The sequence below is a fragment of the Chelativorans petroleitrophicus genome (assembly GCF_025398195.1).
Classification (GTDB): domain Bacteria; phylum Pseudomonadota; class Alphaproteobacteria; order Rhizobiales; family Rhizobiaceae; genus Chelativorans; species Chelativorans petroleitrophicus.
Map to the genome: position 1 here is coordinate 210,899 of NZ_JAODNV010000009.1, position 14,531 is coordinate 225,429.

The 14,531-nt window shown below is 63.2% G+C and carries 12 protein-coding genes and 2 pseudogenes; 6 read left to right on the top strand and 8 right to left on the bottom strand.

Annotated elements, in window-relative coordinates:
* Window positions 1-190: 190 nt before the first annotated feature.
* From NYR54_RS09590 to arfA, 6 genes are all read left to right on the top strand, one after another.
* Complete coding sequence (locus NYR54_RS09590) at window positions 191-2,068, top strand: ABC transporter substrate-binding protein (RefSeq protein WP_261515414.1); 1,878 nt, start codon at window positions 191-193, stop codon at window positions 2,066-2,068.
* Window positions 2,069-2,135: 67 nt separating this feature from the next.
* The gene (locus NYR54_RS09595) at window positions 2,136-3,140 is read left to right on the top strand and encodes an ABC transporter permease (protein WP_261515415.1); all 1,005 of its coding nucleotides are present in this window, start codon (window positions 2,136-2,138) and stop codon (window positions 3,138-3,140) included.
* Window positions 3,141-3,149: 9 nt separating this feature from the next.
* Window positions 3,150-4,016: an ABC transporter permease gene (locus NYR54_RS09600; protein WP_261515416.1), complete on the top strand. Its 867-nt coding sequence runs from the start codon at window positions 3,150-3,152 to the stop codon at window positions 4,014-4,016.
* Window positions 4,016-5,095: an ABC transporter ATP-binding protein gene (locus tag NYR54_RS09605; RefSeq protein ID WP_261515417.1), complete on the top strand. Its 1,080-nt coding sequence runs from the start codon at window positions 4,016-4,018 to the stop codon at window positions 5,093-5,095. Before NYR54_RS09600 ends, NYR54_RS09605 begins: the two co-directional genes overlap by 1 nt.
* On the top strand, window positions 5,092-5,997 hold the full coding sequence (locus NYR54_RS09610) for an ABC transporter ATP-binding protein (RefSeq protein WP_261515418.1): 906 nt from the start codon (window positions 5,092-5,094) through the stop codon (window positions 5,995-5,997). The genes NYR54_RS09605 and NYR54_RS09610 overlap by 4 nt, the downstream gene beginning before the upstream one ends.
* Before the next feature lie 17 nt (window positions 5,998-6,014).
* Window positions 6,015-7,553, top strand: a complete 1,539-nt coding sequence (gene arfA, locus NYR54_RS09615; protein WP_261515419.1) for an arabinosylfuranosidase ArfA — start codon at window positions 6,015-6,017, stop codon at window positions 7,551-7,553.
* 86 nt (window positions 7,554-7,639) lie between these two features.
* Here arfA and NYR54_RS19350 read toward each other — a convergent pair whose 3' ends face one another.
* The 8 genes and pseudogenes from NYR54_RS19350 to NYR54_RS09655 form a co-directional block, all read right to left on the bottom strand.
* The gene (locus NYR54_RS19350) at window positions 7,640-7,825 is read right to left on the bottom strand and encodes a (2Fe-2S)-binding protein (RefSeq protein WP_423738601.1); all 186 of its coding nucleotides are present in this window, start codon (window positions 7,823-7,825) and stop codon (window positions 7,640-7,642) included.
* Between the two features lie 3 nt (window positions 7,826-7,828).
* Window positions 7,829-8,232 (bottom strand): annotated as a pseudogene (locus tag NYR54_RS09625) (molybdopterin-dependent oxidoreductase); the annotation flags it as partial.
* A gap of 22 nt (window positions 8,233-8,254) precedes the next feature.
* Complete coding sequence (locus NYR54_RS09630; RefSeq protein ID WP_261515420.1) at window positions 8,255-9,109, bottom strand: formate/nitrite transporter family protein; 855 nt, start codon at window positions 9,107-9,109, stop codon at window positions 8,255-8,257.
* A gap of 61 nt (window positions 9,110-9,170) precedes the next feature.
* Window positions 9,171-9,515, bottom strand: a complete 345-nt coding sequence (nirD, locus tag NYR54_RS09635) for a nitrite reductase small subunit NirD (RefSeq protein WP_261515421.1) — start codon at window positions 9,513-9,515, stop codon at window positions 9,171-9,173.
* On the bottom strand, window positions 9,512-11,956 hold the full coding sequence (nirB, locus tag NYR54_RS09640; RefSeq protein WP_261515422.1) for a nitrite reductase large subunit NirB: 2,445 nt from the start codon (window positions 11,954-11,956) through the stop codon (window positions 9,512-9,514). The genes nirD and nirB overlap by 4 nt, the downstream gene beginning before the upstream one ends.
* A gap of 98 nt (window positions 11,957-12,054) precedes the next feature.
* Window positions 12,055-12,228: pseudogene (locus NYR54_RS09645) on the bottom strand (MFS transporter); the annotation flags it as partial.
* Window positions 12,229-12,570: 342 nt separating this feature from the next.
* Window positions 12,571-13,746 carry an ABC transporter substrate-binding protein gene (locus NYR54_RS09650; RefSeq protein ID WP_261515423.1) on the bottom strand — a complete coding sequence of 392 codons (1,176 nt, stop codon included), beginning with the start codon at window positions 13,744-13,746 and terminating at the stop codon, window positions 12,571-12,573.
* A gap of 16 nt (window positions 13,747-13,762) precedes the next feature.
* Entirely contained in the window at window positions 13,763-14,353 is a 591-nt protein-coding gene (locus NYR54_RS09655) for an ANTAR domain-containing response regulator (RefSeq protein WP_261515424.1), read from the bottom strand.
* Window positions 14,354-14,531: the final 178 nt, after the last annotated feature.

The following is a 14,531-nucleotide window of genomic DNA, read 5'->3' on the forward strand; positions in this document are numbered from 1 at the left end:
AGGAAAGGAAGTTGGCGTTTTCGCAATCACCGCCAAGGCCCGCCGGCGAGGCCATTGCAACCCAATAGACAATTTTATATCACAGAATCCGATACATATCAGTCAGTTCGTTGACTTCTTAGCCTTTCAGGCGTATCCTGTTCCTATTGGTACGCCTTGATACGCGTTGCCATGCAAGGGAGGAGTCAACATGCTAGGGAGGCTAACGCTTGCCGTACTGGCGAGCGCGGCGTTGTTTAGCGCCGCAGCATCTGCGCAGGAGGTTCCGCGCAACCAGAACCTCATTGTCGAAAACCCTAACGGTACGATAGCTAATCCGGATTGGTTCAATATCTGGACCCCGGCTGGCAACCTGAACCAACCCACCGGGCTCCACCAGCTCGCGATGGATACGTTCTGGTACATCGATCCAGACTACGGACTGGACGGTGTATGGGACAACTCCCTCGCTGCGGAGCCGCCTATCTACAACGACGACTTCACCCAAATGACGGTGCGCCTGCGCGAGGGCATCTACTGGAGCGACGGCGTGGAATTCACCGCCGACGACGTTGTCTTCACGGCCGAGACGCACATGAAGACCGACGGGCTCGTCCGCAGCGCCGCCTTCCAGGTCAACGTTGAGAGTGTCGAGGCGCCGGACCCTTATACGGTCGTCTTCAACCTGAAGCGCCCGAACTCGCGCTTCCACTCGCTGTTCACGGTCCGCTGGAATGCGGCATGGATCATGCCGAAGCACGTCTTCGAGGGCAAGGATCCGCTGACGTTCAACTTCAACCCGCCCGTCTCGCTGGGCGCGTACACGCTGCACAGCTACGACCCGAACGGACAGTGGTTCACCTGGGAGAAACGGGACGACTGGGAGCGGACTACGCTGGCTCGTTTCGGTGAACCGGGTCCGCAATACGTGACCTACGTCGATCCGGGGCCGCCCGACCGGCGTGTGATCGCCCAGATGAACCACGAGCTCGACATCATCCACGACGTCTCGCCGGAGGGCATGTTCACCCTCGCCCGCGAAGCGCCAAGCTCGATCGCCTGGTTCGACGGCTTCCCCTATGCCCATCCCGATCCCACACTTCCCGCCGTGCTGTTTAACCATCAGCATGAGAAGTTCCAGAACCGCGACGTACGCTGGGCCCTGGCCTTGGCGATCGACATCAAGGCGGTGGCGATGGCGTCCTATCGCGGGGCGGCAACGATTTCGGCAATCCAGGTTCCGCCCACGGGAACGCATCCGGACTATTATCACATCCCCCTGTCGGAATGGTTGAGCGAGTTCGAGATCGACACGGGACAGCAGGTCATTCGGCCCTATGACCCGACCATCGGGGAGCAGATCGCCGACATGCTGCGGCCATCAATGGGCGATGCCATCCCGAGCGACCCGGACAAAATCATGCGCGCCTTCGGCGCCGGCTGGTGGAAGCAGGACCTAGAAGCGGCGGCGCAGCTCATGGAGAAGGCAGGCTTCACCCGGCGCGGTAATGACTGGTACATGCCGAACGGCGAGCGCTTCACCATCCGGCTGATGGTTGAAGGCGACGGCCGGCCGGTGATGACCCGAGCGGGCACTATGATCGCCCAGCAATGGCGCGATTTCGGCGTCGACGTCACGGTGGAGAACGCCCAGGCGGCTTTCTTCACGCGGCGCAACGGTGGTGACTTTGAAGTTGCGATCAGCTGGAGCGTGGAGACCTGGGGCGGTCACCCCGACCTCTCGTTCTTCCTCGACAGCTGGCATTCCGACTTCGTCGCCCCGGCAGGCGAGGTCCAGTCGCCGCGCAACTGGCAGCGCTGGTCGTCGCCGGAGCTCGACAAGATCATCGAGCAAATCCGCGAGGTGGAATTCGACGACCCGAAGGGGATTGAGCTTGGGCATGAGTTCGTCAAGCTCATGGTCGAGGAGATGCCGACCATTCCGCTCATGGCCTACAACGTCTTCACCGTGATGGATACGACGTACTGGACCGGCTACCCGACGGCGGATGACCCCTACACCAATCCTGTGCCGAACTGGGCGAACTCGCGCTACATGATGGTCAGGCTGCGGCCGACCCAACAGTAACCCGAGTGCGACCGGGTGGGGAGCGGAGGCCTTCCCCCGCTCCCCGATCTTCAATCGGAAGGGTTTGATGCGCAGCTACGGCATCTATGTCCTGACGCGCTTCGCGCAATTCCTGCTCGTGGTGTTCATCGGCATCTCGCTGACGTTCTTCATCACGCACCTGTCACCGATCGACCCCGTGGAGCAGATGATCGCCGGCATGACTGCGATGGGTCAGAGCGATCCTGAGGCCGTGTCCCTGATGCGTACGGCGCTGCAGGAACTCTACGGCACGGGCGGACCGCTGATAGAGCAGTATTTCACGTACTGGGGTCGCATTCTCTCAGCGGATTTCGGTCCCTCGCTGTCGTCATTCCCCACCCCGGTTTCCGTGCTCATCGGCCGGGCATTGCCCTGGACCATCGGTCTTCTGGCCACCTGCACGGTAATTTCCTGGGTGTTCGGCAACCTTCTGGGCGGCCTCGCCGGCTACTTCCGCGAAAACCGGATGCTCAAGCTGGCGGGCGTGATCATAATGGGTTTCCACCCGGTGCCCTATTACATCATCGCCTTCGTGCTCCTGATCATCTTCGGCCTGATGTGGCCGATCCTGCCGACGAGCGGTGGGGCGGCAGCCAACCTTCCGCGCGGGTGGAACGCCGAATACCTGATCAGCGTGCTGCGCCATTCGATCTTGCCAGCGGCCTCGATCATCCTTGTCGGTCTGGGTGGCTGGTTCATGGGGATGCGGGCGCTCGTCTCCAACGTCATCACCGAGGACTACGTTACCTATGCCGAGCTTGGAGGGGTAAAGCGCAGCCGGATCCTGCCCTTCTACGTCATTCGCAACGCTCTGGTGCCGCAGGTGACCGGCCTCGCCATGTCCCTTGGCGCGATCTTCAACGGCGCAATCATCGTCGAATTTGTCTTCAGCTACCCCGGCCTGGGGCGGCTGTTGATCTCCGCGGTCTATGCCGGCGACTATGGACTCGTGCTCGGCGTGACGACGATTTCCATCGTCGCCGTATCCGCCGCCGTCTTCCTGATCGACATCCTCTATCCGGTGTTCGATCCGCGTGTGAAGCTTGCCTGAGGCCCGACGATGCTCAAGACCCTCCGCGACCTCTTCCGCTACAACCGAGAATTTGCGATCGGTTCGATGCTGATGGCGGTGATCCTGGGCATGGCGGCGCTGTCGGCCTTCTCCCCCTACCCGCCCGCGAACATCTATGTCGTGCCGCCGGACATGCCGCCCTCCTGGGCCCACCCGTTCGGCACGAACTCACGGGGCCAGGACGTCTTCTGGCAGCTCACTTTCGCGATGAGGAACACGCTGCTGTTCGGTTTCGCGGTTGCCTTTCTGAGCCGGCTGCTCTCGCTCCTGATCGGACTGGTGGCGGGCTATCAGGGCGGCCTTACCGACCGGGTGTTGATGTCGATCAACGACACGTTCATCGTCATCCCCCTCTTCCCTCTCCTGATCCTCTTCTACTTCGTGATGCGGGACTACATGAACTGGGTCCTGCTCACTCTCGTGATCGCCTGCCTCGGCTGGGCCTATGACGCCCGGCTGATCCGGTCGATCATGATGAGCCTGAAGACGCGCGAGTTTACCCAGACCAGCGTGTTCTCCGGCATGAAGATGCACGAAATCGTCGTCCGCGAGCACCTGCCCTACGTCCTGCCGATCGTGTTCTCGACCACGCTCAACAACATCAACTGGTCGATCGGGCTCGAGGTGACGCTTTCCGTGCTCGGCTTCACCGATATCAACCGCCCCACCGTCGGAACCATGATCTTTTGGGCCAACCAGCACAGCGCCATGGTGGCGGGCGTGTGGTGGTGGTTCGTGTTCCCGACCGCGTTCATCACGCTCACCTTCATCGCCCTGTTCCTGCTCGCCGTTTCGATGAACGAGTACATCGATCCTCGCAGCCGGCTCGCCCGCATGGGCATGGGAGGCGCGTGATGGTGAAGGCGAACGGCAAGGCCGGCAACGGGCCGGTGCCCGCGGAGCCCATCCTCTCGGTGCGCAATCTGCGTGCTTACTACCAGATGCAGTATTTCGGCATCGACCGGGAGGTCCGTGCCGTCGATGACATCACACTCCAGGTCAACCGGAACGAGATCTACGGCGTCGCGGGGGAATCGAGCTGCGGCAAGACATCCCTGATCAAGACGATCGCGGCCGCTAACCGCCCGCCGCTCAACGTCATCGGCGGATCGGTCAAGTACAGCTTCCTCGATCGGGACATCTTCAGGATGAGCGAGGAGGAGCTGTCCCGCGTGCGGTGGAAACATCTCTCCTACATCATGCAGGGATCGATGAATGTGCTCAACCCTGTGCGCCGGATCCGCAAATCGTTCATCGATTTCGCCTTCCGCCACATCAACAAGCCCGAGCGAGAATTCTTCGACATCGTGGCGCGCCATCTCGAGCGGCTGCGCCTGTCGCCTTCGGTCCTCAAGGCCTATCCGCACGAGCTTTCGGGCGGCATGCGCCAGCGCGTGACCATTGCCCTCGCCACGATCTGCCGACCTGAGTTCATCATCGCCGACGAGCCGACGACCGCCCTCGATGTGGTGGTTCAGAAGGACGTGCTAGCGATGATCCGGGAGGTGCAGCAGGAGATGGGATCATCGATCCTGTTCGTCACCCACGACATGACGGTGCACGCCAACATGGCCGATCGCCTCGGCATCATGTATGCGGGCCGGCTGGTGGAGGAAGCTCCGACCCGCGAGATATTCGCCAATCCCCTGCACCCCTATACGGCACATCTTATCCAGAGCCTGCCACGGATTGGCGACCTGAGCCCGAAGAAGGCGCTGCCGGGCGCCCCGCCGAACCTTTCCGATCCGCCGGCGGGGTGCCGCTTCCATCCGCGCTGTCCGCTCGCCATGGACATCTGCCGGCGGGAAAACCCCGCCCTGACCGCGCTCAGGCCGGGTCATCGCGTCGCCTGCTTTGCTGCGAGCTCCGAGGTCCGCCCGGTCTCCGAGATCCGGGAGACGGTACCACCGAAGGTGGCGGAGGCGCGGTCATGAGCGATCTTCTCATCGTGGATAGCGTCACGAAAAGCTATGCTTTCGGCGGCCTGTTCGGGCGAGGCACATTCAAGGCCGTCGACAATGTCAGCTTCACGCTCGAGGCCGCACGGCCGGAGATCTTCACCATCGTCGGCGAGTCCGGCTCCGGCAAGACGACGCTTGCGCGGATGATCCTGAACCTGATCGCGCCAACTTCCGGCACCATCCGTTTCCGCGGCACCGACCTTAATGCGATCCGTGGCTCGCGCGCTCGCATGGATTTCATGCGCCACGTCCAGCCGATCTTCCAGAATCCGTTCGAAGTCTTCAATCCGCTGAAGAAGGTCGACCATTACCTGTTCATGACGGCGCGGCGCTTCGCCGGCGCCTCGAAGACGGCCGAGGTTGAAGCCCACGCCGACGCCGCGCTGCAAAAGGTCGGGCTGTCGCTCGCCGAAGTGAAGGGCCGCTTTCCCCACGAACTCTCCGGCGGTCAACTCCAGCGCACCGCCATCGCTCGCGCGCTGATTCCCGGCCCGTCTCTGCTCGTCGCCGACGAGCCCGTGTCGATGGTCGACGCGTCGCTACGCATGTCGATCGTCAACCTGTTCAGGACGCTTCGGGACGACCTGCGCGTTTCGATCATCTACATCACCCACGACCTCGCGACGGCCTATTACATCAGCGACCGCATCATCATCATGCAGAAGGGCGTGGTGGTTGAAAGCGGCCCCGCCCGGCAGGTTCTGGACAACCCCCAGCATCCCTATTCGATCCTGCTCAAGGAGTCGGTTCTCTCGCCGGAGACTATCGGTGAGGGAATCCTCGGCCTTGCCCGCCACACCGGCGAAGGCCCGCCCGAGGCCTCGGCTGAAGGCGGAGCTGCCACCCGCACGCTTGCGCAACCCCGGTCATCATAGGCTCAAGGGAGTATCCGATGCCCAGCAGCAAGGTTCTTCTCGATCGCGACTTCGCCATCGGCACCACCGACCGACGGCTGTTCGGCGCCTTCGTCGAACATCTTGGCCGTTGCGTCTATGGCGGAATTTACGAGCCGGACCACCCCAGCGCCGATGAGCGAGGTTTCCGTGGCGACGTGCTGAAGCTGGTACGCGAACTCGGCCCCACCATCGTGCGCTACCCCGGCGGCAATTTCGTCTCGGGCTATGACTGGGAGGATGGCGTAGGTCCCGTGGAGAAGCGCCCGCGCCGCCTCGACCTTGCCTGGCAGTCGATCGAGCCGAACACCTTCGGCACAAACGAGTTCATGGACTGGTGCCGCCTTGCGAATGTCGAGCCCATGCTGGCGGTGAACCTCGGCACGCGCGGTCCCGACGCTGCACGCCGTCTCGTCGAGTACTGCAACCATCCCGGCGGCACGACGCTTTCGGACCTGCGCCGCGAGCACGGCTGGCCTGAGCCGCACGATGTGAAGTTCTGGTGCCTCGGCAACGAGATGGATGGCCCGTGGCAGATGGAGCGCAAGACGCCGGTCGAATACGGCCGTGTTGCGACCGAGGCGGCAAAGATGATGAAGATGGTGGATCCCTCGATCGAGCTTGCGGTCTGCGGCTCGTCCGCCCGCACCATGCCCACCTTCGGCGAATGGGAGCGGATCGTGCTCGAGCATACGTTCGATCATGTCGAGTACATCTCGCTCCATACCTACCTCAACAACTACGCGGAGGATACGGCCGCGTTCCTTGCGAGCCCCGACCTTATGGACAGCTTCATCGAGGAGGTGGTGGCGATTGCCGATGCCGTCGCTGCCGAGCGCCGCTCCTCCAAGCGCATCATGCTGTCCTTCGACGAATGGAACGTCTGGTACCGCACCCGCCGGGGCGACACGCGCGTGAGGGAGGGCTGGCCGGTCGCGCCGCCGATCCTCGAGGAGGTCTACACGATGGAGGATGCCCTTGCCTTCGGCGGCGCCTGCATCGCGCTGCTCAACCACGCCGATCGTGTCCGCGCCGCCTGTCTCGCGCAGCTCGTGAACGCCATCGCCCCCATCATGACACAGACGGGGGGAGCCGCCTGGCGCCAGACGATCTTCTGGCCCTTTGCGGACTTCGCCAATCTCGGTCACGGCAAGGTGCTGCGGACCCAGATCGACTGCCCAACCTACTCGGCAACCTACTACGATCCGCGCGGCAAGGAGGACCTGTACTTCCCCCTGCCGGAAGTGCCCTACCTCAAGCTCGCTGCCATCCACGGCGACGACACTTTGACCCTCTTTGCGCTGAACCGCCACCTCGACGAGCCCATGCGGATCAACGTGTCGGCCCGCGGCTTCAGCGAACTAGCGCTGGAGCGCGCCCAGACGCTGCACAACGGCGACCTTAGGGCGGCCAACACGCAGGATGATCCGGACCGGGTTCGCCCCGAAGCGCTTCAGGGCGTGGAGATTCGTGGAAGCGAGGTGGTTGCAACGCTTCCGGCGGCATCGTGGACGGTTTTGCGCATGCGGGCACGCTGACAGGCGCTGATCGGCCGCCCACCCTCAACCGCGGGCCGAAAGCATGGGCGTTGACGGCTTCAAATCGCCGTTGCGCGTGGCAATCCCTATCCGCAAGAGGCTTGTACTTCAGGAAGGCTCTCACTCTCGATGATTGCCCTGATCTCCGCGCGGCAGGAGCTGCAATTGGTGCCGGCGCGAAGCGAGCGGCCCACGGCTCTAACGCTTGTGTTGCCGGGGCGTACGGCTGCCGCGATCTGCAAGGTGCCGACACCGAAGCAGGTGGCCGGCAACGGCGAAGGCCTGCAGAGCCTGGAATTGGTGTCGATATTGGCCGAGCCGATGAAGCCCTTCATCAGCGTGTTGGAGACGCAATAATCCTCCGTCAGTAGCTGGCCGGAAAGATAGAAGGCGACGGAATCCGGCCCATGCTCGGCAATAGCGGCCTTAAATTTTTCCGCCACGAGATCGAGCGCCTCATCCCAGCCGGCACGCCGCCCTCCGATTCCCGGGTGAAGCAGCCGGTCCCCGGACCCGATCGTCTCGGTAAGAGCCGATCCCTTGGAGCAGAGACGGCCGAAATTCGCCGGTGATCCGGATCGCCCGAAATTTCCACGCCGCCATCCGGTTTCGGCCTGGCGATCACACCGCAGCCGACCCCGCAGTAGGGACAGGTGGTCTTGATCGCGGGGCCGATCATGCGCTCCATCGCCGGAACCGATTTACTCGGCCGGCACGGGCGCGGCGGCCGGCATTGTCCGTGCCGCGGCGGCGGAACGCTTCGCCCCAGTGCGGTAATGGGTCGAATAAAGCGTCAGGCCGACGAAGGTGATCCCGCCGACGAGATTGCCCACCACCGTCGGGATCTCGTTCCAGAAGAGATAGTCCATGATGGAGAAATTGCCGCCGAGCATCAGGCCCGAGGGGAACAGGAACATGTTTACGATCGAGTGCTCGAAACCCATGTAGAAGAAGAGCATGATCGGCATCCACATGCCGATCACCTTGCCGGAGACGGAGGTGGACATCATGGCGGCGACGACGCCGGTGGAGACCATCCAGTTGCAGAGCACGCCGCGGATGAAGAGGGTGAGCATGCCGGCAGCACCGTGGGCGGCATAACCGACCGTCCTCCCCTCGCCGATCGTCCCGATCTTCTGGCCGACGACGTTCGGCGCCTCGCTGAAGCCGAAGGTGAAGATGATGGCCATCATCACGGCCACCATGAAGGCGCCCGCGAAATTGCCGATGAAGACGAGTGCCCAATTCCGCAGCACGCCGCGCAGCGTGACGCCCGGACGCTTGTCGATCAGCGCCAGCGGAACCAGGGTGAATACGCCTGTCAGAAGATCGAAGCCAAGCAGGTAGAGAAGGCAGAAGCCCACCGGGAAGAGGATTGCGCCGGCGAGCGGCTGTCCTGTCTCCACATTGATGGTGACCGCGAAGGCGGCGGCAAGCGCCAGGATCGCGCCTGCCATGAAGGCTCTTACCAGCGTGTCCTTGGTGGACATGAAGACCTTCGCCTCGCCGGCATCGATCATTTTGGTGACGAATTCCTTGGGTGCTACATAAGCCATCTGCTTCTGTCTCCGTGCCTGGGGGTGGCTCTGGTGGTGGGTGCGGTGCGGCGGTCTGCGGCTATTCCTCCACCGCCATGACCATTGCCCTCGTTAGGTCGATGAGGATCCGTTCGCCGTCGCGTTTCAGCGGGAAGGTGCGCACGGCGCCTTCGTCCGCCCCCTGGGCGAGGCCGGTCTCCAGCGAGATCACCCAGTTGTGCAAGGGGCAGGTTACGCAGGCATCGTGCACGATGCCCTGGCTCAGGGGTCCGTTGCGATGGGGGCATCTGTCCTCCAGCGCAAAGACGCGGTTGTCTGCCGTGCGGAAGACGGCGATGGTTATCTCCCCCATCTTCACGCAACGCGCCCCGCGCAGCGGGATGTCGTCGAGGCGGCCGACCGCCTGCCAATGATGGTCGCTCATTCCGCAGCCTCCAGCGAGAGCTCGGCCATCGGCTCGAACTCGTGCCTGTCCTTGCCGGTGGCGCGCTCGGACCAAGGGTCCACCTGGGCGAATTTCTGGGAGAAGACAAAGCGGTCGTAATATTCCTTCCGCCGGGCCTTATCCTCCAGCACCTGGCGGCGGATTTCGTCGTAGCCGATGCGCTTGGCCCATTTGTAGATGCGCTCCAGATAGCGCGCCTGCTCGCGGTACATCTGAACGAGCGCAACGATTACCTCCAGCGCCTCGTCCTCGGTCCTGACCAGGCCCAGCTTTTCCGTGCCCTTGATGTCGAGGCCGGCAGCGCCTGCGAAGTGGATTTCGTAGCCCGAGTCCACACAGATGACGCCGACGTCCTTGCAGGTGGCCTCCGCGCAGTTACGCGGACAGCCGGAGACCGCCATCTTCACCTTGGCCGGCGTCCACGATCCCCACATGAACTTTTCGATGCGGATGCCGAGCCCGGTCGAATCCTGCGTGCCGAAGCGGCACCATTCGGAGCCGACGCAGGTCTTCACCGTCCTGAGCCCCTTCGCGTAGGCATGACCGGACACGAAGCCCGCCTTGCCCAGCTCGGCCCAGACCGCCGGCAGGTCCTCCTTCTTCACGCCCAGCATGTCGATGCGCTGGCCGCCGGTGACCTTCACCATCGGGATGTCGAACTTTTCCACCACATCCGCGATGGCCCGCAGCTCCTTCGCGCTCGTCACGCCGCCCCACATACGCGGGACAACGGAATAGGTGCCGTCCTTCTGGATGTTGGCGTGCACGCGCTCGTTGACGAAGCGCGACTGGTAGTCGTCGGCATATTCGTCCGGCCACTCGCAGACAAGGTAGTAGTTGAGCGCGGGCCGGCACTTGGCGCAGCCGCAGGAGGTCTTCCATTCGAGCTCCTGCATGACGGCCGGAATGGTCTTAAGCCGCTTCGCCCTGATCAGCCGGCGCACCTCGTCATGGCCGAGATCGGTGCAGCCGCAGACGGGGGTGATGGCCGCCGGATTGTAGGCATCGCCCAGTGTGAGCTTCATCAGCTGCTCGACAAGACCGGTGCAGGTTCCGCAGGAAGCGGAAGCCTTGGTGTGGGCGCGTACGGCTTCAAGCGTCGTCAGCCCCTTTTCGGTAATCGCGCCGGTGATCTTTCCCTTGCATACGCCGTTGCAGCCGCAGATCTCCGCCTCATCCGGCAAGGCTGCAACGGCCGCCGTAGAGTCCAGCCGGCCACCTCCCTGATAGGCCTGACCGAAGATCAGGGTGTCGCGCTGATCGGAAATGTCGGCGCCCTTCTTCAGAAGGTCGAAGAACCATGCGCCATCGGCCGTATCGCCGTAAAGCACGGCGCCGAGGATACGGTTGTCCTTCAGCACCAGGCGCTTGTAGATGCCGGCCGCGGCGTCCCGCAGCACGATCTCCTCGCGGTCGTCGCCATCAGCGAAGTCGCCGGCCGAATAAAGGTTTACGCCCGTTACCTTGAGCTGCGTGGCAGTTTCGACGGGGCGGAACGTGGCCGCCTTCTCCCTGAGCGTGGCAGCCGCCACCTTGGCCATGTCGTAGAGCGGCGCCACCAGTCCGTAGCAGATGCGCTCATGCTCCACGCATTCGCCTATGGCGAGGATGTCGGGATCGGAGGTCACCATCTGGTCATCGACCACGATGCCGCGCTCCACATAGAGCCCGGCGTCGACCGCGATGCGCGTTTCCGGCCGGATGCCGACGGCCATCACCACGAGGTCGGCGGGATACACGGTGCCGTCCTCCAGAAGCACGGCTTCGGCGCGGCCGTCGCCGAGGATGGCCTTGGTCTGCGCCTTGCAGTGGACCTTGATGCCCCTGCCCTCCAGCTCCTTCTGGAGAAGATAGCCTGCGGCGGGGTCGAGCTGGCGCTCCATCAGATGGCCCATGAGATGGAGTACCACCACCTCCATGCCGCGCGAGCGCAGGGCGGCGGCAGCCTCGAGTCCCAGAAGCCCGCCGCCGATGACGACGGCACGCGCGCCCGGCTTTTCGGCGGCGGCAATCATGGCCTCCACATCATCGAGGTCGCGGAAGGCGCGAACGCCCGGTAGGTCCCTGCCGGCGACGGGGATGATGAAGGGCGCGGAGCCCGTGGCAAGGACGAGCTTGTCGTAGGGCGTTTCGCCGGCGCGGGAGAAGACCACCTTCGCCTTGCGGTCGATCCTCGTCACCGTTTCGCCGAAACGGCAGGCGACGTCATGCGCGGCGTACCATTCGGCATCGTGGGTGATGATGTCCTCGTAGCACTTCTCGCCCGCCAGCACCGGCGAGAGCATGATGCGGTTGTAGTTGCCGCGCGGCTCGGCGCCGAAGAGCGTGACGTCGAAGGCGTCCGTGCCATCCTCGAAGAGGTGCTCCAGCATGCGGCCCGAAGCCATGCCGGCGCCGACCACCACGAGTTTCTTTCTCATCTGCGAAAATCCCTCCGCTTTCGTGACTTTCAAGCGGGCTGCAGCTTTGCCTCGCGCCGCTCCATGCGGCGGATGGCTAGGTGTATCCAGGCCGACATGCCCACCAGGAGGCCGAACTCGGTTTCCCTTAGGGAGAGCTCGTCCTTTAAGCGCACTCCGATGATGGAGAAGATCGTCCACACGGCGAAGCAGACGGTAAAGGCGATGGTCGACCTGCTCAGCGCATGGGCTGGTCCGGCATCGGCTTTTCCGGCTGGCTGTAGTGAGATCATGACAGTCCGCTCCAATTTCCATCCGAGTGTCCGAGGAGGTGTCCAAAAGAAAAGCTGCCGGCCAGCCTTCGTCGCCCGCGGTCACGGCGGCGAGGCTGATCGGCAGCTTTGCCTTTATACGGCGCCCTTCGTTGGACGCCTTGGTATCCCCTCTGGATCCGCAAAAGACTATGCACGCCGCGTGCCAGATGGGCGGCGCGCGAGATAACATCGCTAAATCAATATGATAAAGAGATGGGCCAGAACTGGCCGATATTCGGAAGGGCCTGCCTCGCTAACAGATGCAGCAGCGATTTGACCAGAATTTAGGCATCACTATACGATGCTTAAATTTTAATCATATCATTCACTGCGATTATGCGCACCCCGCTGGCGTGCGATATAGCCCTCAAGATCCGCAGGATCGAATTCGGCGCCGTCGAATAACGGTCCGGCCTGCGTCGAGCCGTCTTCATCTGGAATGGAGATGCCAAGCGGCCCGATCGCGGAGCGATAAAGATCGGGCCGGAACGACAGCCGCGCCTTCTCCGCGTTTGCGACACTGTGGTCGAGCTGCCCCCAGCGCACCATCTGAGCGTAGAGCCAGAGCGCATGGGCCTGCCGCGGGAAGGTGGCCGCTCCGTCGGCAGGCACGAAGAAGTCTGAAACCGTCTCGACCCCATGGCCCGTTTCGAGCGCGCCCGCGAGCGCGCCAAAGATCAAGCGGGCAGGCTGGGCGAGATAGGCATCACTGGCGAGCATGTCCGCAAGCGCCGCCCTGTTTTTGGCAAGCCCGCACCATACCGCCGAACGATAGAGCGCGCGCAGAAGACGCTGCAGCAGGTCCGCATGCCCCTCCGCCCACTCCGCGCCCACCCCCAGCACCTTTTCCGGACTTTGCCGCCAGATTGCGGCCTTCACCGCGACGATGTGCGCCTTGCCTGCGGCAACGGCCACGCTGCTCCACGGCTCGCCGACGCAGAAGCCGTCGATCCTGCCAGCCGCAATCGCATCCGGCATCAGCGGCGGCGGCAGGATAGCGATATCGACGTCCCGCTCGGGATCGATGCCGCTTGCAGCCAGCCAATAGCGCAGCTCGAAATTGTGCCCGGAATGGGGATGAACCACCGCGAAACGGAGGTTTGAACCGCCCGCGGCACGGCGCTTCCCGATCGCTAGACGAAGCGCCCTCCCCGCCGCCGCAGGATTGTCCAGCCCGCCAGCGCCGAACTCGGCCATCGCGGCCCACAGGGCATTGCTGACGCTGATCGCGTTTCCGCCGAAGCCGAGCGCCATAGGCGCGGCCAGTTGCATGGGAATGGGCGAGAGGCCGAGATTGGCCGCGATCGGCATCGGAGCCAGCATGTGCGCCACATCGAAATGACCAACCGCGATGCGGTCCCTGACGTTGGCCCAAGACGTCTCCTTCACCAGAAGGAGATCGATCCCCTCCTCCTCGGCAAAGCCCCTCTCCTTCGCCGTAATGAGGATCGCGCTGTCAAGGAGCGGGAGGAATCCAGCGGTGATCTGATCGCACATCCCTTTTCCTCCGGCGTCACGGATCGAGCAGGCCGGCAGCCAGCGCCAGGCTGCGGGCAATCTCGATGATCTTGCGGTTCTGGTTCATGGCGGTCCGCCGCAGGAGGGCGTATGCCTCCTCCTCCGTGATCCCCTTCGAACGCATGAGTATTCCCTTGGCGCGTTCGATGAGCTTGCGCTCCTCGAGCGCGTTACGCGCTTCCTCCAGTTCCCGAGCCATGCGCGAATAGGCATTGAAGCGGCTGATGGCCATGTCGAGGATGGGCTTGACCCGCTCCTGCCTCAGCCCGTCCACCACATAGGCGGAAACGCCCGCCTCGATTGCGGCCTCGATCGAGGCCCGGTCGGAGCGGTCCACGAACATTGCGATCGGCCGTTTGACGGCGCGCGAGAGATTGAACATGCTTTCCAGCATGTCGCGGTTGGGATTGCCGAGATCGATGACGATGACGTCCGGCGCCACCTCCTCTATCCGCCGCGCAACGGCGCTTACGTCATGCACCAAAGTGACGCGCTCGTAGCCGGCCTCGCGCAGCCCAGCCTCGATGATGGCTGCGCGGACGGTATTCTCGTCGATCACAAGGACGGAGAGCGAGCTCGGCGACATGCCTTCATTTTGCGCATGCACACTGATTGTGCAACGCAAAAAATTCCGGAGTGCCAACGAGCCCTGTCCGTTCAGACAGGGAGACTGACCCGTGTAGCAAATGGAGACCTCTAATTACCGGTCCAGGTCGGCTTGAAAGATGATGTTCAGCGGAACGACGGCGCTGTGATGCGATGAC